Origin of the sequence: Craurococcus roseus, from assembly GCF_039523795.1 — a bacterium.
Classification (GTDB): Bacteria; Pseudomonadota; Alphaproteobacteria; order Acetobacterales; family Acetobacteraceae; genus Craurococcus; species Craurococcus roseus.
In genome coordinates, this window is the sequence record NZ_BAAAFZ010000007.1 from 137,777 (window position 1) to 161,945 (window position 24,169).

General features: G+C 73.7%; 16 protein-coding genes and 2 riboswitches. Of the genes, 8 read left to right on the forward strand and 8 right to left on the reverse strand.

Annotated features, from left to right (window positions below; translation table 11 throughout):
• Positions 1 to 94 precede the first annotated feature (94 nt).
• A riboswitch (glycine riboswitch) is annotated at positions 95 to 198 on the forward strand.
• Between the two features lie 4 nt (positions 199 to 202).
• A riboswitch (glycine riboswitch) is annotated at positions 203 to 294 on the forward strand.
• 75 nt (positions 295 to 369) lie between these two features.
• Positions 370 to 1,623 carry a D-amino acid dehydrogenase gene (locus ABD067_RS02680; protein ID WP_343893602.1) on the forward strand — a complete coding sequence of 418 codons (1,254 nt, stop codon included), beginning with the start codon at positions 370 to 372 and terminating at the stop codon, positions 1,621 to 1,623.
• Positions 1,624 to 1,773: 150 nt separating this feature from the next.
• Here ABD067_RS02680 and ABD067_RS02685 read toward each other — a convergent pair whose 3' ends face one another.
• Entirely contained in the window at positions 1,774 to 2,439 is a 666-nt protein-coding gene (locus ABD067_RS02685; RefSeq protein WP_343893603.1) for a TetR/AcrR family transcriptional regulator, read from the reverse strand.
• A gap of 247 nt (positions 2,440 to 2,686) precedes the next feature.
• On the opposite strand from ABD067_RS02685, the gene ABD067_RS02690 reads away from it, so the two are divergent.
• From ABD067_RS02690 to ABD067_RS02705, 4 genes are all read left to right on the forward strand, one after another.
• Complete coding sequence (locus ABD067_RS02690; protein WP_343893604.1) at positions 2,687 to 4,333, forward strand: sensor histidine kinase; 1,647 nt, start codon at positions 2,687 to 2,689, stop codon at positions 4,331 to 4,333.
• A 330-nt stretch (positions 4,334 to 4,663) separates the two neighbouring features.
• A complete protein-coding gene (locus ABD067_RS02695; protein ID WP_343893605.1) occupies positions 4,664 to 5,632 on the forward strand; it encodes a glycosyltransferase family 2 protein in 969 nt (322 codons plus the stop codon).
• Positions 5,633 to 5,904: 272 nt separating this feature from the next.
• Entirely contained in the window at positions 5,905 to 7,218 is a 1,314-nt protein-coding gene (locus tag ABD067_RS02700) for a glutamate-1-semialdehyde 2,1-aminomutase (protein ID WP_343893606.1), read from the forward strand.
• A gap of 436 nt (positions 7,219 to 7,654) precedes the next feature.
• The gene (locus ABD067_RS02705; protein WP_343893607.1) at positions 7,655 to 9,535 is read left to right on the forward strand and encodes a DEAD/DEAH box helicase; all 1,881 of its coding nucleotides are present in this window, start codon (positions 7,655 to 7,657) and stop codon (positions 9,533 to 9,535) included.
• A 208-nt stretch (positions 9,536 to 9,743) separates the two neighbouring features.
• Here the strand turns inward: ABD067_RS02705 and ABD067_RS02710 are convergent, their stop codons facing one another.
• Positions 9,744 to 11,156 carry a M14 family zinc carboxypeptidase gene (locus ABD067_RS02710; RefSeq protein ID WP_343893608.1) on the reverse strand — a complete coding sequence of 471 codons (1,413 nt, stop codon included), beginning with the start codon at positions 11,154 to 11,156 and terminating at the stop codon, positions 9,744 to 9,746.
• A gap of 410 nt (positions 11,157 to 11,566) precedes the next feature.
• Positions 11,567 to 14,059, reverse strand: coding sequence for a response regulator (locus ABD067_RS02715; protein ID WP_343893609.1), 2,493 nt, complete (start codon positions 14,057 to 14,059; stop codon positions 11,567 to 11,569).
• 233 nt (positions 14,060 to 14,292) lie between these two features.
• Between ABD067_RS02715 and ABD067_RS02720 the strand changes: the two genes are divergently transcribed.
• From ABD067_RS02720 to ABD067_RS02730, 3 genes are read left to right on the forward strand one after another with little or no spacing between them, the layout of a single operon-like run.
• A complete protein-coding gene (locus ABD067_RS02720; protein WP_343893610.1) occupies positions 14,293 to 15,000 on the forward strand; it encodes an ABC transporter permease in 708 nt (235 codons plus the stop codon).
• A 7-nt stretch (positions 15,001 to 15,007) separates the two neighbouring features.
• Positions 15,008 to 15,739, forward strand: coding sequence for an ATP-binding cassette domain-containing protein (locus ABD067_RS02725; protein ID WP_343893611.1), 732 nt, complete (start codon positions 15,008 to 15,010; stop codon positions 15,737 to 15,739).
• 29 nt (positions 15,740 to 15,768) lie between these two features.
• Entirely contained in the window at positions 15,769 to 16,620 is an 852-nt protein-coding gene (locus ABD067_RS02730) for a substrate-binding domain-containing protein (RefSeq protein ID WP_343893612.1), read from the forward strand.
• 90 nt (positions 16,621 to 16,710) lie between these two features.
• On the opposite strand, the gene ABD067_RS02735 is transcribed toward ABD067_RS02730, so the two are convergent.
• From ABD067_RS02735 to ABD067_RS02755, 5 genes are all read right to left on the reverse strand, one after another.
• Positions 16,711 to 17,676: a crotonase/enoyl-CoA hydratase family protein gene (locus ABD067_RS02735; protein ID WP_343893613.1), complete on the reverse strand. Its 966-nt coding sequence runs from the start codon at positions 17,674 to 17,676 to the stop codon at positions 16,711 to 16,713.
• 272 nt (positions 17,677 to 17,948) lie between these two features.
• Entirely contained in the window at positions 17,949 to 20,453 is a 2,505-nt protein-coding gene (locus tag ABD067_RS02740; RefSeq protein WP_343893614.1) for a hybrid sensor histidine kinase/response regulator, read from the reverse strand.
• 116 nt (positions 20,454 to 20,569) lie between these two features.
• Positions 20,570 to 21,409 (reverse strand): response regulator, encoded by an 840-nt coding sequence (locus tag ABD067_RS02745; RefSeq protein WP_343893615.1) that lies wholly within the window; start codon positions 21,407 to 21,409, stop codon positions 20,570 to 20,572.
• 58 nt (positions 21,410 to 21,467) lie between these two features.
• Entirely contained in the window at positions 21,468 to 22,997 is a 1,530-nt protein-coding gene (locus ABD067_RS02750) for a sensor histidine kinase (RefSeq protein ID WP_343893616.1), read from the reverse strand.
• Positions 22,998 to 23,512: 515 nt separating this feature from the next.
• Entirely contained in the window at positions 23,513 to 24,169 is a 657-nt protein-coding gene (locus tag ABD067_RS02755; RefSeq protein ID WP_343893617.1) for a glutathione S-transferase N-terminal domain-containing protein, read from the reverse strand.

Consider the following 24,169-nt stretch of genomic DNA (forward strand, 5'->3'; position numbering starts at 1 on the left):
TCGATCCGCGGCATGTTCCGGCCCTCACGCCACCGTCGGTCGCGGTTCTTTTGCTTGATCCACCGCCCGTTCTCCGCGATGTTGCGGTTGTCCGACGAGGCGCGCGGGAGAGCGTCGCAGGCCGCAGCACGCGGCTGGGTGACCGCCGACGGAGCAACCCCCCAGGAAACTCTCAGGCAACCGGACCGCGCGCTGAGGACACTCTGGAGAGAGGCGCCGAAAGGCGTCCACCGAAGGGGACGCGCGCGCCCTCCCGCGGGAGGGCCGGGCCAAGCTCTCAGGTAAGCGGACAGACGGGGGCGGATCGGACGGCGGGCGCAGCGCGCCGCGCCGCCGGCCGCGAACCCTTGTCGTCAGGAGCCTGCGGGCATGAGCACCGTCGCCGTCATCGGGTCCGGGATCACCGGCGTCACCACCGCCTACGCGCTGCTGGAGCGCGGCCACGAGGTGGTCGTGCTGGACCGCCAGCGCTACGCCGGCATGGAGACCTCCTTCGCCAACGGCGGCCAGCTCTCGGCCAGCAACGCCGAGGTCTGGAACAACTGGGGCACCGTGGCGAAGGGCGCGAAGTGGATGCTCCGGCGCGACGCGCCGCTGCTGATCAACCCGCGCCCCTCGTTCCACAAGTATTCCTGGCTCGCCGAGTTCGTTGGGCGCATCCGCGACTACCGCGCCAACACCGTCGCCACCACCGCGCTCGCCATCGAGGCGCGGAAGCACCTCTTCGCCATGGCCGAGAAGGAGGGCATCGAGTTCGACCTGGAGCGGCGCGGCATCCTGCACGTCTACCGCGACCGGGATGGCTTCGAAGCGGCGGCGGCGGTCAACGCGCTGCTGCGCGAAGGCGGGCTCGACCGCCGCGCCGTCACCCCGGAGGAGATGCGCGCCATCGAGCCGGCGCTGCCGAGGGGCGCCTTCCACGGCGGCTTCTTCACGCCGTCCGACTCCACCGGCGACATCCACAAGTTCACGCGCGGCCTGGCCGACGCCTGCGTCCGGCGCGGCGCCCGCTTCGAGTTCGGCGCGGAGGTGTCCGCCATCGAGCACGGGCCGGACGGGGTCGGCATCCGCTGGACGCGCGGGGGCGAAGGCGCGGGCTCCGTCCGGGCGGACGCAGTGGTGGTCTGCGCCGGCGTCGCCAGCCGGCGCTTCGCCGCCATGCTGGGAGACCGGGTTAACGTCTACCCGGTGAAGGGCTACTCCATCACCGTCCACCTCGACGACGAAGGGAGCCGAAGCGCGGCGCCGACCGTGAGCCTGCTCGACGAGGCCACGAAGATCGTCACCAGCCGCCTCGGGCGCGAGCGCTTCCGCGTCGCCGGCACGGCGGAGTTCAACGGCGAGAACCGCGACATCCGCGCCGACCGCATCCGCCCGCTGGTGGAGTGGACGGGGGGCATGTTCCCCGGCGTGTCCACCGCCCGCGTGGTGCCCTGGGCCGGCCTGCGCCCGATGACGCCGAGCCTGATGCCGCGCATCGGCCGGGGCCGCCGGGCCGGCGTGTTCTACAACACCGGCCACGGCCACCTCGGCTGGACGCTCTCCGCCGCGACGGCGCAGATGGTGGCTGACGCGGTGGACGCCGAGGCCTCGGAAGGCGGCCGGACGGCGCGCGCCGCCTGAGCGCGGGGATCGGGGCGCGCGGTCCGGCCGGTGGCTGGGCGGGGGGTGCGCTTCCAGCGAGCGGCCTGGGGGGTCCTCTCCCGCGGCGGCTGGCCCCGCCGGCGCCCGGCCGCGCGGACGCGCACCGGCCCGGCGACTACGGCCCGGCGACTACGGCCGCAGGTAGCGCAGCACCGCCTCCACCACCATGCGCCGGTGCGCGTCCGCGCGGCCGGGCGTTGCCGAGTCTTCGCCGAAGATGGCGCGGAGCGTATGGCGGTTCGACACGCGGTAGAAGCAGAAGGCGCTGATGAGCATGTGGAGATCGAGCGGGTCCACGCCCGCGCGGAACGCGCCCTCCGCTTCCCCGCGCCGGAGCAGCGCGGCCACCGTGCCGATCACCGCCGCGTTGCGCTGCTTGATGGTGGCTGAGGCCGCGACCGTGCGCGCTTCCTCGATGTTCTCGCCGCTGACCAGCCGCACGAATTCCGGGTGCGCGGCGTGGTGGTCGAAGGTGGTTTCCACCAAGCGGCGCATGGCGTCGGCCGGCGGCAATCCGTCCAGGCGGAGCGCGCCTTCGGCGTCGCGCATCCCGCCGTAGGCTTCCTCCAACGCCGCGGCGTAGAGCCCCTCCTTCCCGCCGAAATAGTAGTAGATCATCCGCTTGGTCGTGCGGGTGCGGGCGGCGATGTCGTCCACGCGGGCGCCGGCGTAGCCTTTTTCGCTGAACTCGGCGGTAGCGGCGGCGAGGATGTCGCGCCGGGTCTGGTCGGCATCGCGGGTTTGGGGCCGGTTGGCGACTCCGGCGGGGGCGGCCCGCGACTCGTCGAGTGGCATTTGGATTGAACTCTCCGGTTCGTACACAGCGTATCACACGGGCGCCCCGTTGTCGCGTCCACCGATGTTTCGGGGGTGTGGAGGCCGTGGCGGGTTCGCTTTTTGGTTGCATCTGGGATGTTGTCCGGGCAACCATCGGCTCGCGGCTCCAAACGGTATACGGGGAATGCCGATCGCCGCTCCGGGCGGTCGCCGGTCGGCCGCCACGATACCTTCTTATCCGGCCAAGGGTTTCGGACGGAGCTTGATGCAACGCACGCTCGACGGCACGGACGGCGACCGGGGGCCACTGGGCCTCGCGGCGCCCCATGAGCCGAAGGTCCGGCCGGGTTCCGCCGACTCCGGGGCGGGCGGCGCCGAACCGCCGGCCAGCGCCCGCGAAGCGGAGTTGGAGGCCGAGGTGGCGCGACTCCGCCGGGCCTTGGCGAAGGCGGAACGCGCCGCCGCCCGGGACGTCGAGGTGGAGCGCCGGGCCGTCGCGGCCTTGGCGGAAAGCGAGGCGCGGCTGCGCTTGGCGCAAGAGGCGGCCGAGGTCGGCGTGTTCGAGCGCAACGTTTCGACCGGCCGCGCGCACTGGTCCGCGGCGATGTTCCGCATCTACGGCCTCGGCCCGGAGGGCCGCAGCCCCGAGGTCACGGACGAGGAATACCTGTCCCTCCTCGACGAGGAGGACCGCGAGCGCCACCGCGCGCGGCGCAACGCCCGGCGCGCTGACCCGGCGGCGCCGCGCTACGCCCACGAATTCCGCATCCGGCGCGTCGACACCGGCGAGGTGCGGTGGATTTCGAGCCGCGGCGAGATCGTGCGCGACGCCGCCGGCCGCCCGCTGCTCGTGCGCGGCACCAACCACGACATCACAGACCGCCGCCGCGCCGAGATCGCGCTGGCCGACAGCGAGGCGCGGTTCCGGTCCTTGGCGGAGGCGCTGCCCGGCTTCGTGTGGACGGCCAAAGCGGACGGCGCCTTCGATTGGGTCAGCCCGCGCTGGTACGCCTATTCGGGCGCGGAGCCCGGCGCCGCGCTCGGCTGGGGCTGGGGCGCTTGGCTGCACCCCGAAGACCGCGGCCGCGTGGCGGAGGGCTGGCGGGGCGCCGTCGCCGCCGGCGCGCCGGAGCACGAGGACGAGTTCCGCCTGCGCGGGGCCGGCGGCGAGTACCGCTGGTTCCTTACGCGGGTCGCGCCGGTGCGCGGGCGGGACGGCCGGGTGGAGCGCTGGGTCGGCACCTGCACCGACGTCGATCCGCGCCACAAGGCGGAAGAGCGGCAGTGCCTGCTGGTCAACGAGTTGAACCACCGGGTCAAGAACAGCCTCGCCGTCGCCCTCGCGCTGGCCGACCAGACGCGGCGGGCCTGCGACGCCGCGAACCACCCGCCCGAGCGCTTCCACGCCGATTTCCAGACCCGGCTGGTCGCGCTCGCCGCGGCGCACGACCTGCTCACGCGCGAGCATTGGGAAGGCGCGCCGCTCACCAAGCTGGTGCAGACCGCGCTCGCGCCGCACGCCGGCAAGGCGGGCGCGTCCGCGTCGCGCGTGTCGGCGGCCGGGCCGCCCGTTCGCCTCGCGCCGGAAACCGCCATAGCGCTCGCCATGGCGATGCACGAGCTGGCCACGAACGCGGCCAAGCACGGCGCGCTGTCGGTCCCGGCCGGGCGGGTGGAGGTGGTGTGGCGCGTCGAATCCCCGCCCGCCGCGCCGGGCGGGATGCTCGTGCTCCACTGGTCGGAACACGGCGGCCCGCCGGTGGAGGGGCCGCCGAAACGGCGCGGGTTCGGCTCGCGCCTGATCGAGCGCGGGTTGCCGATCCAGCTCGGGCGGGGAGGCACGGTGGACCTCGATTTCGCGCCGGGGGGCCTGCGCTGCCGGATCGCGGCGCCGCTGCAACCGGCCGCCTAGAACCGCTCGGGCCTGGCCGTGACCGGGCGGAAGCGGGCGAAACCGGAGCCTTCGGCCCCCCGAACACGTTCACGCCGCGCCGGCGGCGTTCGATCCGGGGCGGCGGCTCCGGGCGGATAGGCGGGGCGCGACAGAGCGTCCGTTGCAGGTGTCGCGCGGGGTCGAGGGGGTCGGAGCGCCCCCGCCGCACGGCTTGGCCCCAACAAGGAGTTGATGGCGGCGGCCCAACGCGCCCCGCCTCGTCAGTTCCTGGCGGCGGCGGCGCACGCGTAGTCTGCGGCGCTGGTCGGCGCCGCGCGCCGAAGCGGCACCACACCAGAGCGCAGTTTCATGCCGGACCTCATCACCATCTGCCTGCCGACCTATCGTCGGCCGACCCTCCTGTCGCAGACCTTGCAGTCCTGCTTCGCGCAGGACTACCGGCCGCTCGAGGTCGACGTCGCGGACAGCTCACCGAACGGCGACACGCGCGACATGGTCGAGTCGCTCGCGCCGCCGGAGGGCATCGCCGTGCGCTACCGGCACCTGCCGCCGGACACCGAGCCGCAGGCCAAGGTGATCCGGCTGCTCGCGGAAGCGCGCGGGCGGCGCCTCGCCATCATGCACGACGACGACGTCTTTCTCCCCGGCGCGATCGCCGCGCTGGACGAAGCCTTCTCCGGCGCGCCGGAGGTCGTGATCGCCTACGGCCGCGAGGAGATCATGAACGAGGCGGGCGAGGTCCTGCCCGAGGAAACGGAGGCGTCGCAGGCCGAGGCGTGGCGCACGGCCGACCAAGCGGGGCTCCGCCGCGACCTGATGGTGTGCGCGCTGTCGCGGCAGGTGCCGCCTAACGGTTTCCTCATCGAGAGCGACGTCATGCGGAAGTTCGGTTTCCGCAGCCGCGCCGAGATCGGGATGGCCGAGGACACCGACCTCGGCATCCGGCTCGCGCAAGCCTACCGCGGGTCCGGAGCCTTCGCCTTCATCGAGCGGTTGACCACGCGGCGGCGCCTGATGCGGAGCAGCCTCGGCTGGACCGCGCCCGACACCTGCTGGCAGCTTTACGGCGAGATGGCGGCCATGCAGGGCCTCTCGCCCGAGGAGGAGCGCGCGCGGGCCTGGACGCTGCGGCACTGCGCGCGCTCCGCGCTCCGGGAGAACGCGCTCGGCGGGCGGCGCCGGGCGGCGCTGCAAGTCTTCCGGTCCCCGTACTATCCGCGGGGCGAGGAGAGCGCGGCGAAAACCTTGTACTCCCTGGGCTTGCTCGCCGTGCCGCGCGCCGTGCTGGCGCTGCGGCGGCTTTCCGGGGCGGGCTGACGAGGGCGCGCACGGGAACGCGGGCCCGGCTCCGGGCACGGGGCGCCGGCAACCCGGACCGCGGCGGCGCCCTTTCCCGTCCAAGGCCCGCCGTGACGGTCTTTTCGGCGAACCCGCGCGCGGACAATTGAGCCTGCGATGCTCGACAGGTCCGGGCGGTTGTTGTACAAACGTTACGTAATGTTGGCGCTTGGTGAAGCGCGCCGTCGCGGAGCGGATCGATGCGGTTTGAGGAGCCTGGGATCCTGCACCGGCGGACGGTGGGCGGGACGATGCGGTTCGAACGGTCTGCGGCGCTGCGGGAACGGGCGCACGCGGCCATCCCCGGCGGGGCGCACACCTACGCCAAGGGCGACGACCAGTTCCCGGAGCGCTCGCCCGGCTTCATCGCGCGCGGCGAGGGCTGCCGGGTGTGGGACGAGGACGGCAACGAGTTCGTCGAGTACGGCATGGGGCTGCGCGCGGTCGCGCTCGGGCACGCCTTCCCGCCGGTGGTGGAGGCGGTGCGCCGGTCGCTCGACATCGGCACCAACTTCTCGCGCCCGCACGCGATGGAGGTCGAGTGCGCGGAAGCGCTGCTCGCCGCCGTGCCCTTCGCCGACATGGTGAAGTTCACCAAGGACGGCAGCACGGCCGTCACCGCCGCCGTGAAGCTGGCGCGCGCCGCGACCGGCCGCGACCTCGTCGCCATCTGCCGCGACCACCCGTTCTTCTCCTACGACGACTGGTTCATCGGCACCACGCAGATGGACAGCGGCATCCCGCCGGTGGCGACGAGCCTGACGCGCACCTTCCCGTACGACGACCTTGCCGCCTTGCGGGACCTGTTCGAGGGCGAGCGCGGCCGGATCGCCTGCGTGCTGCTCGAAGCCTGCAAGTACGAAGACCCCTCCCCGGGCTACCTGCACGAGGTCCGGCGGCTGTGCCACGCCAACGGGGCGCTGCTGATCCTCGACGAGATGATCAACGGCTTCCGCCTCGCGGTGGCGGGCGGGCAGGAGCACTACGGCGTCGAGCCCGACCTGAGCACCTTCGGCAAGGCCATGGCGAACGGCTTCGCGGTCTCGGCCCTGGCCGGCAAGCGCGAGTACATGGAACTGGGCGGCATCCGCCACGACCGCGACCGCGTCTTCCTGCTGTCCACCACCCACGGCGGCGAGGTGCCGGGCCTCGCCGCCGCCCTGGCGACGATGCGCGCATACCGCGAACTGCCGGTGGTGGAGACCATCGACCGGCAGGGCCGGCGCCTCGCCGAAGGCCTCAAGAGCGTCATCGCGGCGCACGGGCTGTCCGAGCATGTCCCGATCACCGGCAAGCCCTGCAACCTGGTCTTCGGCACGCTGGACCGCGACAAGCGCCCCTCCCAGCACTTCCGCGCGCTGCTGATGCAGGAGTTGATCGCCCGCGGCGTGATCGCCCCGTCGCTGGTCATCAGCTACTCGCACGACGACGCCGCGGTGGACCGCACCGTCGAGGCCTTCGACGGCGCCATGCCGGTGTACCGCCGGGCGCTGGAGGAGGGCTTGGACGGCTTGCTCGCGGGCCCGCCGACGGCGCCGGTGTACCGGCGCCGCAACCGCGTGTAGGGACGCCGGAGGGCCGCAGGGCGGCTGCGCCGTCCGCGACCGTCGAGGGGCGCCACCCGGCGGGTGCCCGGCACGCGAACGGCCCGCGCGGGACACCCCTGGGCGTGAATCGCTTGGCCGGCAACCGTGCTCGACCCGCGTCCGCCGAGCCGTCCGGACCGCGCGCGGCGCTGGGACGAGATCCTCCCGGCAAGCCCGGCGTCGTCGCTGAACAACGCCCAAGGCGGATCGGTGCCCGCAGCGCCGGCCGAATCCGCCGGCGATCCGCTTCCGGCCGCCCGGTCCTGTGGCAGGACGAGAAGGAACGGTCGCAACGCCCTGCGGAAAGCGGATTCTCGCGCCGTCGCTAACGGCGTAAGCTCGCGCCTCCCCGATTCGCGCGAGTCGCCCCCCGCTGCGCCCACTCCGCTCGCACCAGCGCCGCATCGCCGGCATCGTGTCCGCCATCGCCTCGGGCGAGGCGGGCGCCCTGCGCGACGTGCTCGCCGCGGTGACGCCGGGCGGCGGCAAGAGCGTGCTGCCGCTGATCGCGGCGTCGCGGCTGATCGAGGCGGGCATCGCCGACCGCGTCTGCTGGATCGTGCCCCGCGATTCACTGCGTTTGCAGGCGGAGGAGGCCTTCGCCGACCCGAACTGGCGCGCGGCGCTCGGGCACGCCTTGTCGGTGCGCGCGGCGGAGAACGCGCCCGATCCGTGCCGCGGCCTCTCGGGCTACGTCACCACGTACCAAGCGGTGGCGGCGGCGCCCGACCTGCACCTCGCCGAGTTCAAGCGCCGGCGCTATCTGCTCGTCATCGACGAGGTCCACCACCTGCCGGCGCTGGCCGACGCGGACCCGAGCGGCTTCGGGCCCCTCCAGGCCGGCGCCGACGTGGAGGCGTCCTGGTCCAAGGCGATCCTGCCGCTGCTGGAGCTGGCGCGGGTGCGGCTGCTGCTCTCCGGCACGCTGGAGCGGGCGGACGGGCGCGGCATCCTGTGGCTGCCCTACCGCGAAGGGCCGCGCACGCGGACGCGCGAGGTCGACTTGGACGCGCCGGGCTGGGCGGTGGTGGGCTACTCGCGCGCCGCCGCGCTGGCGGAAAAGGCGGTGCTGCCCATCACCTTCGGCGCGCTCGACGGCGAGGCGCGCTGGCTGGACGAGGGGCGCCGGCCCGTGGGGCCGCACCGGCTGTCCGGCGACTACGAGACCACGCGGCAGGCGCTGTTCACCGCGCTGCGCACCGAATTCGCCGACGCGCTGCTCGACGAGGCGCTGGACGCGACGCGGCGGCTCCGGACGGAGCGGCGGACGAAGCTCGGCTTGGCGCCCGGGGAGCCGGGGCGGGGCCTGGGCAAGCTGCTCGTGGTGGCGCCGGACCAGGAGAACGCCCGGCGCTACCTCGCGCGCGTCCACGGGCGGATGCCGGCGCGCGGGCGGGAGACGGAAGCGCGGCTCGCGGTGTCCGACGCGGGGGACGCGCACGAGGCGTTGGCGGCCTTCCGCTTGCAGCCGCAGCCCTCCGTGCTGGTGACGGTGGCGATGGCCTACGAGGGGCTGGACGCGCCGGAAACGGCGGTGGTGGCGGCGCTGACGCACATCCGCTCGCGCCCCTGGCTGGAGCAGATGGTGGCGCGGGCGACGCGGGTGGACCCCTTCGCCGGCGCCTGGGAGGAGCAGCGGGCGCTGGTCTACCACCCGGACGACCTCCTGTTCCGCCGCTTCCGCGAGCGGATGGAAACCGAGCAGGGCACCCTCGCCCGCCACGCCAAAGGGCGCCGCCAGCCCGCCCTGCCCTTCCCCGGCGAGGCCGGGCGCGACGCGGACGAGCCCGCGGCCGGCATCGTGCCGCTGCACTCCAACGCGCTGGCGCTGCGCTTCGAGACGCTGGCGCCCGGCCCCGATTTTGCGGCGCGGCGGCCGGAGGCACAGGACGACCTGCTCGACCCGCCCTCCGTGCTGGAGCGGCGGCTGCGGCACCGCATCGGCGAGCTGGTGGCGGCGCAGGTGGTGGAGGACGAGGAAGCGCTGCGCCTGCCGCGCGCCGGCGGCAACTACCACCGGCTCAATGCGGTGCTGAAGCGGGTGCTGGGCAAGGGCCGCGGCGAGATGGGCGCGGCGGAACTGGACGCGGCGGTTTCCTGGCTGGAGCGCAACCGGCTCGCCGACCACCTGCACCTGCTGGACGGCGACCGGCGCTACGACTTTGAGGCTCGGCGGCGCGCGGGGCTGTGGCGGCCGCCGCGCGGGCGGTCGAGCGCCGGCGTCGAGCGGGCCATGGAGGCCGGGCGGCTGGGAGGTGGCGGGCGGCCTTCGACATCGCGCGGCGGAAGGGGTTAGGGGCGCGCGGCCGGCGGAGTCGCCCGACCTCCTTGCTGCCTCACTCGCCCCCGGTCAAAGGGCGCGGTTCGAGCGTCGGTGGGTGGGGCGCGGCCTTTTTGTGCCCGGGTCGCGGGCGTTCGTCGTCGTCGGCGCGCGGGCCGGGGAGCGCGCCTCCGTGGCGGCTCCCGGGCCGAAGCGGACGCGCCCGCCGCGGCGGGCGCGGGCTTCAGGCGATGAGGAGTTCCTCGGCGCCGTACCGGTCGTCGCCGTAGACATCGGCGTAGGGGATGCTGGGCGGGCGTTCCGGTAGCCGTTCGGCGATCGCCGGGTCCAGGGTTTCCAGGCTCCCGTCGGCCGCTGCTTCCACCAAGCCTTTCATGGTGATGAAGCCTTCCAGGGTCAGGGCGCTGACGAGCGCGCTGTAATCCAGGTCCAGCCCCCGGGCCGCCTCGCTCATTTCCTGCAAGAACCGCTGTTCGACCAGCACCGTCGGCGTGCCGCCGAGCGCGAAGCCGTTGCGGGCGATCGCGGGGTTGGTCTCGCCGGGGTAGAGGGTGAGCAGGTCGTAGTCGGAGTCCTCCAGCGACTCCGCGATCGCGGCCACCGCGCGCTTGGACGCGTCCGCCACGGCCGGGTCCACGCCGGCGTTGGTCGGCCACAGCACCGACATGGTGACGAGGTCGCCGTCCTCGGCGCGGTAGTTGCCCTGCCCGTGGTAGTCGAGGAGGAGGTCCGGCTCGAGCCTGGCGACGAGTTCGCGGACCGCGACCGACTCCGGCGCCTCGTCCGCGCCGAAGGGCGCGGCCGGGTCGTAGGTGCGGTTGAGGTCGATGCCTTCGTTGTTCAAGCGCGGGCCGGTGAGGCCGCGCTCGCCGCCGACCTCGCGCTCCCACCGCGCGAACCCGTCCGGGTTGACCCGCGGCACCACCGTCACCGTGACCTCGTCCCGGAGCGCCTTGGCCAGCTCGGTGTCGCCAGACAGGAAGTCGAGCAGGTACAGCGCCGCTTCGGTGCCGATCGGCTCGTTGCCGTGCTGCTGGGTGACGAACAGCAGCTCCGCTTCCCCGGTGCCGACCGTGGCGGCGTGGAGCGGGTTGCCGTCGAGGGACTGCCCGAAGACTTCCAGCGAGAGCGTGTCGTACCGGGCGTCGAGCCGGTTCAGGTCGGCGTAGAGCTCGTCGTTGCTGCGGAGGTCGGGGAAGGTCAGCGTGTCGGGCAGCCACCCGCCCCGTGCGGCCTGGTCCGTGAAGTAGTCGGCGATGAAGAGCTTCGCTTCGTAGGCTTCCAGATCGGACTCCCTGGCGGTTTCCAGTATGGCGCCGGGCAGGTCGGCCCGGTCCAGGCCGCCGTCGTCGAGCCTGTCCGTCCAGAGCTCGACCTCGTCGACGCCGGCGTTCCGGTCGAACAGGTTGAAGTACACCGAACGCACGTAGTTTTCCGAGGAGCGGGCCGCGAAGGAGTCCTGGAACTCCTGCGAGGACAGGAACACGTCGTCCAGCGCGTCGACCGCGGCCGGGTCCCCGAGATTCACGAACCGCGTCAGGAAATCGCGCCCCGCTGGGTCGGCCGCCCGGCCGAGGAAGGAAAGGTAGAGCGTCTGGACCACATCGTCCGGATCGACGGCCGCCGCGATCGTCATCTGTTCGCCTCCTGAGGGGATTGGACAGGGCCTCGCCCTGATGAACGCCAGCGTGAACGACGTGGTTCGTCGGTTCGCAGCCGGCGGTTGCGGAATGGATGCCGGCGTCCTGCTTCAGCGTGCGACGGGCAGCGCATCGCCGGCCTCGCCGTGTGCGAAACCGGCGTCCCGGGCTGCCTGATGGAAGCGGGGGCGGACGTGGGGAGCGGCGTGCCGGTGCGTCGGCGCCCTTGCGACTAGGGATGCATGGCTAACGGCTTTGGCGCCGCCCCCCGGCGGCACTCGGCCCGGGCGCGCGCGGACCTTGCGCCGCTTTCCACGCCGCTCGGCTTCCGGACGAAGGCGCCCTTCGGCGTCGGCCCCGAGTTGCGGCCCCCGCCGGCGCCCCCGGCGGTCGAAGCGGAGCCGGGCTAACCCGCCGCTTGGAGCCTGCGGTCGTGCGCGTGCAGCAGCATCGCCACTCGGTCCGCGAGCTCCGCGCCGGTGATCGGTTTGCGGACCAGGGCGGAAACGCCGCCCTCGTCGCTCCCCAACGCCAGGGCCGCGGCGTCGGCGGCGTAGCCGGTGAGGAGGATGACCGGCAAGCCGGGCCGCCGCCGCTTCGCTTCCCGGGTGAGCGCGACGCCGTCCAGCCCGGGCATCGCCAGGTCGGACACCATCGCGTCCAGCGCCTCGCCCCGGTCCAGGAGGGCCAAAGCGGCGTAGCCCTCGCCGGCTTCCAGCACGTCGAAGCCTTCGTCCCTGAGCTGCGCGGCGAGGACATCGCGCACCATGGCTTCGTCGTCCACCAGCAGCACGCGCGGGCGCCCCGCGGGCGCGGGGGTGGCGGCCCTGGGCGGGGCGGGGCGGCGTTCCACCGGGGGTTCCAGCGGGGCCTCGCGCAACCGGCGGGCATCGCCGTCCACGACGATCGGCAGCCAAAGCGAGACCCGGGTGCCCCGGCCCGGTTCGCTCGCGATCGCCAGCGTGCCGCCCGACCCTTCCGCGAAGCCGCGCGCCATGGCCAAGCCCAGCCCGGTGCCTTGGCCCAGCGGCTTGGTGGTGAAGAACGGCTCGGTCGCCCGGGCGAGCGTCGCTGCGTCCATGCCCTCGCCGGTGTCGGCCACCATGACGCGCACGTAGCCGCCGGGCCCCAAGCCGTCGGGCGCAGCGGCGGCGGCGTCTTCGGCCCGCTCCGCGGCCGCCGAGAACACGACCGTGCCGCCGTCCGGCATGGCGTCGCGCGCGTTGGTGGCGAGGTTCACCAGCACGGTTTCGAGCTGCCCGCGGTCGGCCAGGACAGGGGGGAGGCCGGCTTCCGCGTCCACCTCCACCCGGATCTTCGCGCCGAGCGTCGCGGCGAGCACTTCGCGGAGGCCCCCGAGCAGCTCGCCGAGGTCGAGGGCGTCGGCCCGCAATTCCTCGCGCCGCGAAAAGGCGAGAAGGCGGCGGGTGACGGCTTCGCCGCGCCGTGCGGCGTCCTCGACCATGCCGGCCAGCCGCTCCACGGCGGCGGCGTCGCCGGCGCGGCGGCGGATGAGGATGGCGCCGCCCGAGACCGCCTGGAGGACGTTGTTGAAGTCGTGCGCGATGCCGCCGGCGAGTTGACCCATCGCCTGCACCTTCTGCGCCTGGAGCAGCGCCGTTTCCGCGTTGCGGCGCTCCGCGATCTCCACCCGGAGCCGGTCGTTGGCCTCCACCAGCTCCCGTGTCCGCTCCGCCACGCGCGCTTCCAGCGCTTCCGTGTAGCCGCGCGCCTCCTTTTCCCGCCGCTGCAGCGCGGCCGCCATCTCGTTGTAGGCCGCGGCGATCTGGCCGAACTCCGAACGCCGGCCGAGGTCCGGGGCCCGCGCCGAAAGATCGCCCTCGCGCCAGCGCTTGGCCACGGCGAGCAGGGCCCGCGTCGGCCGGGCGATGGAGCGGCGCGCCACCCAAAGGGTGAGGCCGAAGGCGGCGAGGCCCACGGCGCCGAGGAGCGCGGCGGCGCGCCGGAGGGCGCGCTCCACGTCGGCCATCAGCTGCGGCTCGTGGAAGCCGACCACGGCGGCGAGCCGGTGGTTTGCCGGAGTCGGCGGGGTGTAGCCCACCAAGCGGTCGGTGCCGTCGATGCTCCTCAGCCGGAGGGTGCCGGGCTCCGTCGCGCTCACCAAGGGCATCGCCGCTGGCGGGAAGCCCTTGCCGACGAACTCCGCGTGCCGCGCGTCGCGTGCGAGGATCACGCCGTCGGCGTCGGCGATGGTCAGCACGCCGTTGGCGAGCAGGGGGGAGCCGGCGCGCTTGAGGCCATTCAGGTGCTGTTCGAGCAAGTTGAGGTCCATCGCCGCGACGAGCGTGGCCCCGGGCGCGGTCGCGTCGGCGGCCCCGAGCGGCAGGTAGAAGGGCAGCACGCCGCCAGGGTGGCCCGGCGGCCGGGCGAAGCGGCCGGCGGTGAAGCCCGGGGCCGCGAGGGCGTCGCGCACCCAGCGGTCGCCCTCCCCACCGGCGGCGGCGACTGCCGGATCGGATGCGCACGCGACCCGCCCCCCGGGGTCGACGAGGGCGACGAAGGCGAAGCCGGGCGCGCCGCCGCTGAGCTTGGCGAGGCGGCCGGCGCATTCGTCGCCCGAGCCCCGGAATTCGGGGATCGCCGCCGCGGCGAGCAGGATGCGCGCGCCTTCCGCGATGCCGTCGGCGTTGCCCTTCAGCAGCCCGGCTTGGTGCGCGGCGAGGCCGTCCAGTTGCGCCTTGCGCTCCGACCACTGCGCCACACCGACCGCGACCTGGAGGCCCACCAAGGGCAGGAGGCAGGTGGCGGCGATGAGCAGCAACCGGGTGGAGACGCGCGCCCCCCCGTTCCATTCGCGGCGCCGGGGCGGCGCGGCGTCCGCCCCCCGCTCCCGCGACAGCCGCGGCTCCGGCGCGGGACGCCAAACGCGATGGTGCATGGCTCGTGGCCCCGTTTCGTATGCTTCATTATGGGCCGACGCGACGCGCCCGGCCTCCGCCCGAATGCTCTCTTTAGCCGGTCCGGCGTGACGCGGTAACGAAAATTCGTCCGCAAGTGGCAAAGCCGTGGAGGTCCGCGGGACGGGGCGCCGCCTCTGGCATCCCCGGCCGTCCTCCGCCATGTGTCCGGCGCCGGGCGCGACGACGCCGCGTCCGACAACAGGAGTTTCAATTGCACGACCTCGGCGCCGCTTTCTCGACCGCGCTCGGCTTGGTGGCGGCCGGCGATCCGGCGCTGGCGGCCATCGTGGGGTTGTCGCTGCGGGTGAGCCTGACGGCGGTGGCGCTCGCGGCCTTGGTCGGGCTACCGCTCGGGGCGCTGTTGGCGGTGGCGCGCTTCCCGGGGCGGCGCGGCGTGGTGGTGGCGTTGAACGCCTTGATGGGGTTGCCGCCGGTGGTGGCGGGGTTGTTCATTTACCTCCTGCTGTCGCGCTCCGGGCCGCTCGGGCCGCTCGGCCTGCTGTTCACGCCGACCGCCATGGTCGTCGCCCAAGCGGTGCTGATCGCGCCGATCCTCGCCGCCTTGTCGCGGCAGGCGTTGGAGGCGCTGTGGGAGGAATACGCGGAGCAGCTCCGCTCCTTCGGCGCGGGGCCGCGGCGGGCGGTGCCGACGCTGCTCTGGGACGGGCGCTTCGCCCTGCTCACCGTGCTGCTCGCGGGCTTCGGCCGGGCGAGCGCGGAGGTGGGCGCGGTGATGGTGGTGGGCGGCAACATCGAGGGCTTCACCCGCGTCATGACCACGGCCATCGCCTTGGAGACCAGCAAGGGCGACCTGCCGCTCGCCCTCGCCTTGGGCGTGGTGCTGATGGCGATCGTGCTGACGGTGAACGCCTTGGCGCAGTTGGCGCGGGACACCGCCGCCCGGTGGGCCGGCGGCTGAACGGCCCGTGCGCGCGCCCGACACCTGCCTGCCGCTCCGCGCGGAGGGCCTCCGCTACGCCGCGAACGGGGTGCCGATCCTCGACGGCGTGTCCTTCGCGCTGGAGGCGGGGCCGCCGGCGCTGATCATCGGCCCGAACGGCGCTGGCAAGAGCGTGCTGCTCCGCGTCCTGCACGGGCTGCTCCCGCCGACTGGGGGCGCGGTGCGGTGGGCGGGCGAAGGCCGGAACGGCGGGCGGCCGATGCCGCGGGACGCGATGGTGTTCCAGCGGCCGGTGATGCTGCGCCGCTCCGTGCTGGCGAACGCCGGCTACCCGCTGAAGCTCGCCGGGTTGCCGCGGGCGGAACGGCGGGCGCGGGCGCGGGCGGCGCTGGCGCGGGTCGGCCTCGACGGGATGGCGGACCGGCCGGCGCGGCGCCTGTCCGGCGGGGAGCAGCAGCGGCTGGCCCTGGCGCGCGCGTCGGTGCTCAACCCGGAGGCGCTGTTCCTCGACGAGCCCACCGCCAGCCTGGACCCGGCCGCGACCCGCGCGGTGGAGGACATCGTTTCCGACATCGCCGCCCAGGGCACCAAGGTGGTGATGACGACGCAGGACCTCGGGCAAGCGCGGCGCATGGCGGGGGAGGTCCTGTTCCTGCACCGCGGGCGGCTGCTGGAGCACGCGCCCGCCGCGGAATTCTTCGCCGGTCCGCGGGCGCCGGAGGCCGCGGCGTTCCTGCGCGGCGAGTTGGTCTGGTGAGCCGCGCTCAGCCGGAAGGGAGGAATGCGATGTTCCGCAGGTTCTTGATAGCCGCCTTCGCTGCGTTGGCCTCGCCCGCCGTCCCGCCGCGGGGCGCGGGCGCCCAACCGCCAGAACGGTCCATCACGGTCGCTTCCACCACCTCCACCGAGCAGTCGGGCTTGTTCGGCCACATCTTGCCGCTGTTCACGCGGGACACCGGCGTTTCGGTGCGGGTGGTGGCGCTCGGCACCGGGCAGGCGCTGGACGTGGGGCGGCGCGGGGACGCGGACGTGGTGTTCGTCCACGACCGCGCCGCGGAGGAGCGCTTCGTCCGCGAGGGCTTCGGCGGGCCGCGGCGGCACGTGATGTACAACGATTTCGTCATCGCCGGGCCGGCGTCCGACCCGGCCGGGGTGCGGGGCGGGCGCGACGCCGCCGAGGCGCTGAAGCGCATCGCCGCGGCCGGGGCGCCCTTCGTGTCGCGCGGCGACCGCTCCGGCACCCACGCGGCGGAGTTGCGGTTGTGGGAGGCGGCCGGCGTGGATTTGGCGGCTGGGCGGGGGCGCTGGTACCGCGAGGTCGGCCAAGGCATGGGGCCGGCGCTCAACACGGCGGCGGCGATGAACGCCTACGTGCTGACCGACCGCGGCACCTGGCTGGCGTTCCGCAACCGCCAGGACCTCGGCATCGCCATGGAGGGCGACCAGCGGCTGTTCAACCAGTACGGCGTCATGGCGGTGAACCCGGAGCGGCACCCGCACGTGAAGGCGGCGGACGCGCGGCGCTTCGTGGAGTGGCTGGTGTCCCGCGCCGGGCAGGAGGCGATCGCCGGCTACAAGATCAACGGCGAGCAGCTCTTCTTCCCGAACGCCGACCGGTCCGAGCCGCCGGCGTCGTGACGGCGGCGGTTCATGTACCGCCGGGCCGTGAAACCCGGCCGGAGGGAAACCGCTCCGCCCCTTCGGCCGGCCGCGCGGGAGCGGCGCGGCTCAGCCAGCCGCGGCGACCGCCTCGGCAGCGGGGCTGCGCGCCGGCGCGGCGATGCGGCGGTCCTGGGCGCCGGCGAGGCGGGCCATCCGGCGGAGGTCCATTTCGGACAAATTGAGCGCCGCTTCGGCCCAGCCGTCCACCACGTCGCGCAGTTCGTCGAGGGTGACGGGGTCCACTCGGCGGCCGGCCTTGTAGGTGGCGTGGTGGGCGTTGTGCCAGCGGCCGTTGTTGTCCACGTAGTCGTTCACCGCCTGGGCGCCTTCGCCGTCCGGCACCACCGAGTGGACCAGGCCCATCTCGTGCAGCTCATCGGCGGTGTAGATGCGGCCGCTGAGGATCATCTTCTCGGCGGCGGCGCGGCCGAGGCGGCGGGACAGGAAGCTGTAGGCGCCCATGCCGGGGAAGAGGTTGAACAGCACCTCGGGCAGGCCGAACTTGGCGCTCTTCTCGGCGATGATGACGTCGTGGGCCAGGGCGCACTCGAAGCCGCCGCCCAGCGCGTCGCCCTGGACCAGGGCGATCGTGACCATCGGCAGGTCGAGGGCGGTGTGGTTGCGGTGGATCGCCTCCACCGCCGCGTGGCCGTAGCGCTTGAGGGCGTCCAGGTCGCCGACGCCGATCAGGGCGCGGAACAGGCCGAGGTCGCCGCCGAGGTTGAAGATGCCTGGGATGGCCGAGCCGCAGACGAAGTAGCGGAAGGGCCGGTTGCGAGGGTCGGCGTTCCGGAAGCGGTTCTCGATGTCGGAGTGCATCGCCGAAACGTCGCGGAGGAGCTGCGGGCTGAAGCAGGGCCGGCCTTGCGGGTTCAGGCGGCACCAGAACACGCGGCGGGCGGCGTCCACGTCGACGTCGACGGTTTCGTAGGAGCGGGGCGCGGTATCCAAGCCGGTTTCGTTGGAGGGTTCGGCGAAGCTGGCCGTCGTGGGGGCGGTGCCTGCGATGGGCAGCTTCCTAACGAACGTCATGCTCCTTGCCTCTCCTGCTTGCCCTGGGGCGTCCCGTAGCGTTGCCGGTTGGGCCAGTCCGGCGCTGTCGAACGGATGCATTATAGCAATCACGCAAATGTTATACAGTGGAAAATCAGCATCGCGGCGTTTCCAAAGTTGAGAACAGCAACCATACATTGTTAATTTCGCCTACGTGCTAACGCTCTGGTTAATATGTATCACGGATTGGTATACGCATGATCCGAGCGCAGAACAGTATTCAGCGCTTCTGGATGGCGGAAAGGCTGGCGTCAGGTGGTGCCCAGGTCCTTCGCTTCGGACAACATCCCCCAGGTCGATCGCACCCGGCCGAGTTCCGACCTGACGGCGACCACCTGCCCCGGACCGGCGGCCCGCACCTCGGCCGCGGGCAGCGCCTCCGCCGCGCGGCACACGCCCCACACACCCTTGGCGCCGATGTTGGCGGCGCTGCTCCGCAGCGCGTGCGCCTCGGCGCGGAAGCCGGACACGTCGCCCGCGGCCGCGGCCGCTTCCATCGCCCGCAGGCTTTGCTCGCCGTCGCGCAAGAAATCCTGGACGAGCCCGGCCAGGAAGTCGGCGCCGCCGAGCGCTTCCAGGTTCGCCAGGACCTGCTGATCCAGCGGCGGCGGCGCCGCGCGGCGGAAGCCGGGGTGGGACGCGATGGCCGCGACCCGCGCCGGACCCGCCCGGTCGGCCGGGCCGTCGCCCCCGCGCGGCCTGCCGTGCTCCTCGACCACCTCGGCCAGCCGGGCGGGCTCCACCGGCTTGGTCAGGCAGGCGTCCATGCCCGCCTCGCGGCAGCGTTCCGCGGTGTCGGGCGACGCGTCGGCGGTGAGGCCGATGATCGGGACGTGCCGCTGCCCGAGGGAGGCGAAGCGGTGCAGCTTGGTCGCTTCGATGCCGTTCAGCACCGGCATGTTCACGTCCATCAGCGCCACGTCGAAGTGGTCGGCGGCGAGGGCGTCCAGCGCTTCCTCGCCGTTGCCGACGAGGGTGGCCTGGTGCCCGGCGCGCTGGAGGATCTTCTCCACGACACGCCGGTTCACGTGGTTGTCGTCGGCGACCAGCACCCGCAGCCCCCGGCCGCCGTGCGGGCCCGCGGCCGCCAAGCGGGGCAGAGGCGTGGCGCCCCCCTCACCCCGCTGCGCGGCGTCCTGCGGCAAGCGCGTGGCGGCGAGTTCCAGCGCCGCGACCAGTTCCGCCGGCGTCGGCGCCGCGGGCAGGAGCGACGTGACCCGCCGCCGGAGGCGCAGGGGCGGCAGCCCCTCGGCCACCGGGCCGCCGCCGAGCGCGAACACGGAAGCGCCCGCCGATGCCGGCACCCCGTCCCGCAGGGCCGCTTCCAGCGCTTCCGCGCCGAGTGGGTCCGGCGCCGGGGAACACAGCAGGAGGTGCGCCGGCGCCCCTTCGCCGTCCGCGGGCCGCCACAGCCGCTCCATGTCGCTCCGCGCCGCCGCTTCGATCCGCACCGTCGCCCCGCGCGCCGCCGCGGGGGCCAGCAGCGCGGTCCCGGCCGCCGGGTCGGAGGTCAGCAGCGTGGCGGCCAAGCCTTGGAAGGACCGGGCGGCCGTGGCGTCCGGCTCGCGGCCGGCCGTCGGGCGTTCGGCCAGGGCGGTGAACCAGAAGGTGCTGCCGCGGCCGGGTTCGCTTTCCACCCCGATCTCGCCGCCCAGCAGCCCCACCAGCCCCTTGCAGATGGCGAGGCCGAGGCCGGTGCCGCCGAAGCGCTCACCGATGTTCTCGTCCGCTTGGGTGAAGCGCTCGAAGATGCGCCCCGCCGCTTCCGGGGCGACGCCGATGCCGGTGTCCGACACCTCGAAGCGCAGCACCAGCCGGCCCGGCTCCGGCCCTTCGGTCGCGTCGGCGGCGATCACCACCTCGCCGGCCTCGGTGAACTTCACCGCGTTGCCCACGAGGTTGAGCAGGACGTCGCGCATGTGCCCCGAGTCGCCCACGATCCGCGCGGGCGTCCGCGGCGTGACGTGGACCAGCAGCCGCAGCCCCTTTTCCCGCGCCTGCGCCAGCAGCATGCGCCGCACGTCCTCCAGCAAGGCGTGCAGGTCGAGCGGCTCGGCCCGCCGCACCCCCGCGCCGGCCTCGATGCGGGCGAAGTCGAGGATGCCGTTGATCATGGACAGGAGCGACTTGGCGGCGCCGTCCACGGTGCGCGCCATCTCCGCCTGCTCGCGGTCCAGGTTCGTTTCGCGCAGCAGGCCGCCCATGCCGATGATTGCGTTGAGCGGCGTGCGCAGCTCGTGGCTGACGCTGGCCAGGAACAGGCTCTTGGCCTCGCTGGCCGCTTCCGCCTGCCGGCGCGCGACGGAGAGCTTGCGGATGAGCGTGGCGGCATAGAGCGCGAGTGCGCAGGGGCCGACGATGAGCCCGGCCGTCAGGTGCGGCTGCTCCTGCCAGTAGGGCGTGGTCAGCACCACGGCGCCGAAGCCGAGGAGGAACACACCCGTCGCCGCGAGCAGCCAACGGACGCCGAAGCGGACGCCGTTGCCGATGATGATCCACAGGTAGACCAGGAAGAAGAACGAGGCCGCCTCGCCGCCGACGTGCAGGGACCAGGACACGAAGCCCATGTCGAGCAGCAGCGCGAAGGCGCGGCGCGGCGTGTTCCGCCCCGGCCGGAACCTTATGTGCGTGAATATGGCGAAGCCGAGGACGCCCCAGAGCACGAGGCCAGGCAGCACGGCGTCGGCGATGGACCGGCCGGCCGTGTACAGGTACGCCGCGGCGAAGAAGCCGAAGCCGAGCCGGTTGACGCTCATCTCCTGCTCGCTGCCGACCTCGCCGCGCAGCGCCGCCAAGGCCGACGGGGGCGGCCGCCGGGCCGCCGGTCGACCGCTCGCGGCTGGAGGCTGGCGCTGGCGCCGTGGAGGGCGCGTCAAGCGGCGGCGCCCGGCGGCGCCGGCTCCTCCTCGCGTGCCGTCTCGACCGCCCCTTCCGGGAGTTCGATGGAGGTGGTCAGCACCGCCACCACCGCGCCGGTCTGGTCGCGCAGCGGCACCTTGCTCGTGAGCAACCGCCGGCCGCGCCAGGGCGCGTCCTCGCGGTACGGCGCGACAGCCCGGCCGGTGGCGAAAACCGATGCGTCGTGCCCGCGGCCGCCCTCGGTACGCTCCGCGCCCGGGCCGGCGGCGAAAGCGGCGTTGGCGTAGATGCAACGCCCTTCGCGGTCCATCGCGCTCACCAGGGCCGGCATCGCGTCCAGGATGCGCCGGGGGTCGATGGCGGTTCCGCCGTGCGGCCCCGCCGCCGGCTCGGCCGCGGGAGGCGCCCCCTGGGACGGAGACGGTTCCGGCACGCCCGCCGCCGACGCTGCCGCGGGCGACGCCCCGGCCGCCATCCGGCGCCCGAGCGCGAGGAGGTTACGGGCCCGGACCACTATCTCGAAATGGTCCACCGGGCTTTGCAGGAAGTCGGTCGCGCCGGCGTCGAGCGCCCGGAGCCGGAACGAGCGGTCGTCGTAGGCGGTGATCACCACCACCGGCACGTGCCGGTTGTTCGGCATGGCGCGGAACCGCCGGGTGAACTCGGCGCCGTCCATGCCCGGCATCTTGTAATCGGTGATGACCAGGTCGACGCGGTTGCTTTCCAGCCATTCCAGCGCGTCCGCCGGATCCGCGAACACCTCGGCGGACACGCCGTCCTCGATCGCCGCGGCGAGCCTGGCATAGATGTTGCGGTTGGTGGCGCGGTCGTCGAGGATCAGGATGGTGGCCATGCCTCGCTTTTACCTCGCCCCGGCGGCCTGGCGGCGCGTGGCGCCCCGCACCGACCCTTCACTCTTCGGACACCGCGCCCGGCGGCCGGTGCAGCGGAATGTCGATCTCGCACACCAAACCGGTCCGTGCCCAGGTGAACGACACCTCGCCCCGGAGTTGATCGCGCACCGTGCTCTCGATGACGCGGGAGCCGAAGCCCCGGCGCTGCGGCGGCCCGGCGACGGGCGGGCCGCCGGTTTCTTCCCAGCGGAGGTGCAGGCGCACCGCCGGCGGGTTCTCGCGCCAGGAGAGGGCCAGCGTTCCGTCCGGGACCGAGAGGCTTCCGTACTTGGCGGCGTTGGTCGCAAGCTCGTGCAGTGCCATCGAAAGGGGCTGGGCTGTCAGCGGCGCGAGCAACACGGGCGGCCCGGTGAGCAGCACCTGGGAACTGCTCCCGCTACCGACGAACGGAGCCAGTTCGCCTCGAAGCATCGCTTGAAAATCGGCCCCCGTCCATCGCGATTCCGTCAAAAGCGTCTGGGCGCGCGCGAGCGCGGCTACCCGCCCTTCCACCGCTTTGGCGAAGGCCGGCATTGTTTCGGCTCGGGTGAGCCGCAGCACCGCCTGGACCACCGCCAGGGCGTTCTTGGCGCGGTGGTCCACCTCCCGCATCAGCAGCAGTTGGCGCTCCTCGGCCTCCTTGCGGGCGGTGATGTCCACGTTGACGCCGAGGATCGGGCCGACCCGGCCGGCGGGGCTCGGCATCCGGCGGCCGCGCCCGATGAGCCAAGCGGTTTCCTCCCCCCCGTTCCGGCCGGGGCGCAGGATGCGGAATTCGGCGAGGTACTCGCCGGAGGCGAGGGCCTCGGACATGGCGGCCCGGACGGCGTTGCGGTCCTCCGGGTGGACCAGCGCCAGGAAGGCGTCCAGCGAATCGGGCTCCCCCGCCGCCGGGGGCAGGCCGAACAGGGCGTAGTGCTCGGGGGACCACACGAAGGAGTCCTCTTCCGGGTCCCATTCCCAGGTGCCGACCCCGGCCACCTCCTGCGCGAGGCGGAGCCGGGCCTCGCCCGCCCGCAGCGCCGCTTCGGCGGCCTTCAGCGCCGTGGCGTCCGTGTGCAGCTCCAGCACCGCGGCCGCCTGCCCGTCGGCCGGGTCGCGGCGGAGTATCCAGTGGGAGGCGACCACCACGTGTTGGCCGTTGCGGCGCTTGTGCCGCAGTTCGCCCTGCCACTCGCCGGTCCGTTGCAGTTCTTCCACCAGGCTGCGGCGGCCGCCGTCGGGGAAGCGCGTGCCGAGCAGCTCGTGCGTCGTGCGCCCCATCGCCTCGCCGGCCGGGAAGCCGAACAAGCGTTCGCAGCCCGCCGACCAGTGCAGGATGGTGCCTTCCGGGGTGCGGAGGATGACGGCGCCCATGTCGAAGGCGGAAAAGAGGTCGGCGGCCAGAGGCTGCTGCGCCCCGGGCACGCCGGCCTGCTGCGGCGGCGGCCCCGGGCGGAGGCCGCGGCGGGCCCGGAGCAGGACGGCGGCCACCAACCTGCCGAGGACGCCTGTGCCGTTGGTCAGCCAGTTGTTGGGGCCGTCCGCCTTGCCGGCGCTGCCGGTCATGCTCGCTGTCCCGCTGCCCTGCCCCGCCCGCGGCCGCCGGTGTCCGAGGCCGCCGCCACAAGGCGTCGGCGGACCGCCCCGGGCGCGGCTCCGGGCACCGGCCGCTCGTGGAGGGCTTGCGGGATGCCCCGACGCGCGCGAGGCAAAGGGGTGGAGACGGTTGCTCGGCGAGGGGCGGGTTTTTTGAACTGACGGACCACGGCGAAGCGAGCGGCGCCCCCTCCCGACTTCACAACTTGCGGCGAACAACTCTGCCTCAAATCCACCGTCGTCGAGAAACATATTCTTCAGGATGTGTACCAACTCCCGCAATCGAGAGGACGCAATCGGGGATGCCGGTCGCCGTCGGTCACGTCCCTGTGCGATGGGGACGCGCCGGCGCAAAAGGGCGCATCGCGGCGCGATGCCTCGCAAAAGTCGCCTGCTCGCGCCGGAACGGAGACGTCGCGGGGCGCGCGGACGCCGCTTGGCCGCGTCGCTATGACGGCGCGTCCGGCCCCCTCACCTCTTGGGACTCACACCACCCGGTCGGCGATCCGCTGGGGAGAGGGCATCGTCGTCCGGAACGACGGGCGCTCCGCCAAACGCCCGGCCAGCCTGACCAGTGCGGGGTGCAGGCTCCGCCAAGGGTGCTCGGGGAAGCGCACGTCGAGGTAGCCGAGCACAGTGCCCGCCGCGATGTCGGCGAGGCCGAAGCGTCCGCCCACCAGCCAGCCGCCACGCGTGCCGCCCTCGCCCGCCTCGGCCAAGGCGGACAAGGCGCGCAGGCCGCCGTCCACCTTGCGCCGTTGCCGCGCCATCCAGGGGACGCTTTGGTGCTCCTCCGGCCGGCGCCGTTCCCAGAACAGCAGCACGAGCGCGTCGCAAACGCCGTCGGCGATCACCTCCGCCTGCCGGGCGGCGAGCGCGTCGTCCGTGCCGGCGGGCGCGAGCAGCGGCGGGTCCGGGTGCTTGGCCTCCAGCCACTCCAGGACGAAGCGCGACTCGTAAATGCCGCGCCCGTCCGGCAGCACCAGCACGGGCAGCTTCTCCAAAGGGTTGTAGGCGGGCGTGGCGGTGGAGGAATCCCACGGCACCTCCGTCGCCAGCTCGAAGGGGATGCCCTTTTCCGCCAACGCGATGCGGACCTTGCGGGCGTAGGGGCTCGGGGTGGCGCTGATGAGGCGGTACAT

Bases quoted from the DNA above. Each gene is read 5' to 3' on its own strand.
- ABD067_RS02680 (WP_343893602.1), top strand. From the start codon at position 370: ATGAGCACCGTCGCCGTCATCGGGTCCGGGATCACCGGCGTCACCACC.
- ABD067_RS02685 (WP_343893603.1), bottom strand. From the start codon at position 2,439: ATGCCACTCGACGAGTCGCGGGCCGCCCCCGCCGGAGTCGCCAACCGG.
- ABD067_RS02690 (WP_343893604.1), top strand. From the start codon at position 2,687: ATGCAACGCACGCTCGACGGCACGGACGGCGACCGGGGGCCACTGGGC.
- ABD067_RS02695 (WP_343893605.1), top strand. From the start codon at position 4,664: ATGCCGGACCTCATCACCATCTGCCTGCCGACCTATCGTCGGCCGACC.
- ABD067_RS02700 (WP_343893606.1), top strand. From the start codon at position 5,905: ATGCGGTTCGAACGGTCTGCGGCGCTGCGGGAACGGGCGCACGCGGCC.
- ABD067_RS02710 (WP_343893608.1), bottom strand. From the start codon at position 11,156: ATGACGATCGCGGCGGCCGTCGATCCGGACGATGTGGTCCAGACGCTC.
- ABD067_RS02715 (WP_343893609.1), bottom strand. From the start codon at position 14,059: ATGCACCATCGCGTTTGGCGTCCCGCGCCGGAGCCGCGGCTGTCGCGG.
- ABD067_RS02730 (WP_343893612.1), top strand. From the start codon at position 15,769: ATGTTCCGCAGGTTCTTGATAGCCGCCTTCGCTGCGTTGGCCTCGCCC.
- ABD067_RS02735 (WP_343893613.1), bottom strand. From the start codon at position 17,676: ATGACGTTCGTTAGGAAGCTGCCCATCGCAGGCACCGCCCCCACGACG.
- ABD067_RS02740 (WP_343893614.1), bottom strand. From the start codon at position 20,453: ATGAGCGTCAACCGGCTCGGCTTCGGCTTCTTCGCCGCGGCGTACCTG.
- ABD067_RS02745 (WP_343893615.1), bottom strand. From the start codon at position 21,409: ATGGCCACCATCCTGATCCTCGACGACCGCGCCACCAACCGCAACATC.
- ABD067_RS02750 (WP_343893616.1), bottom strand. From the start codon at position 22,997: ATGACCGGCAGCGCCGGCAAGGCGGACGGCCCCAACAACTGGCTGACC.
- ABD067_RS02755 (WP_343893617.1), bottom strand. From the start codon at position 24,169: ATGTACCGCCTCATCAGCGCCACCCCGAGCCCCTACGCCCGCAAGGTC.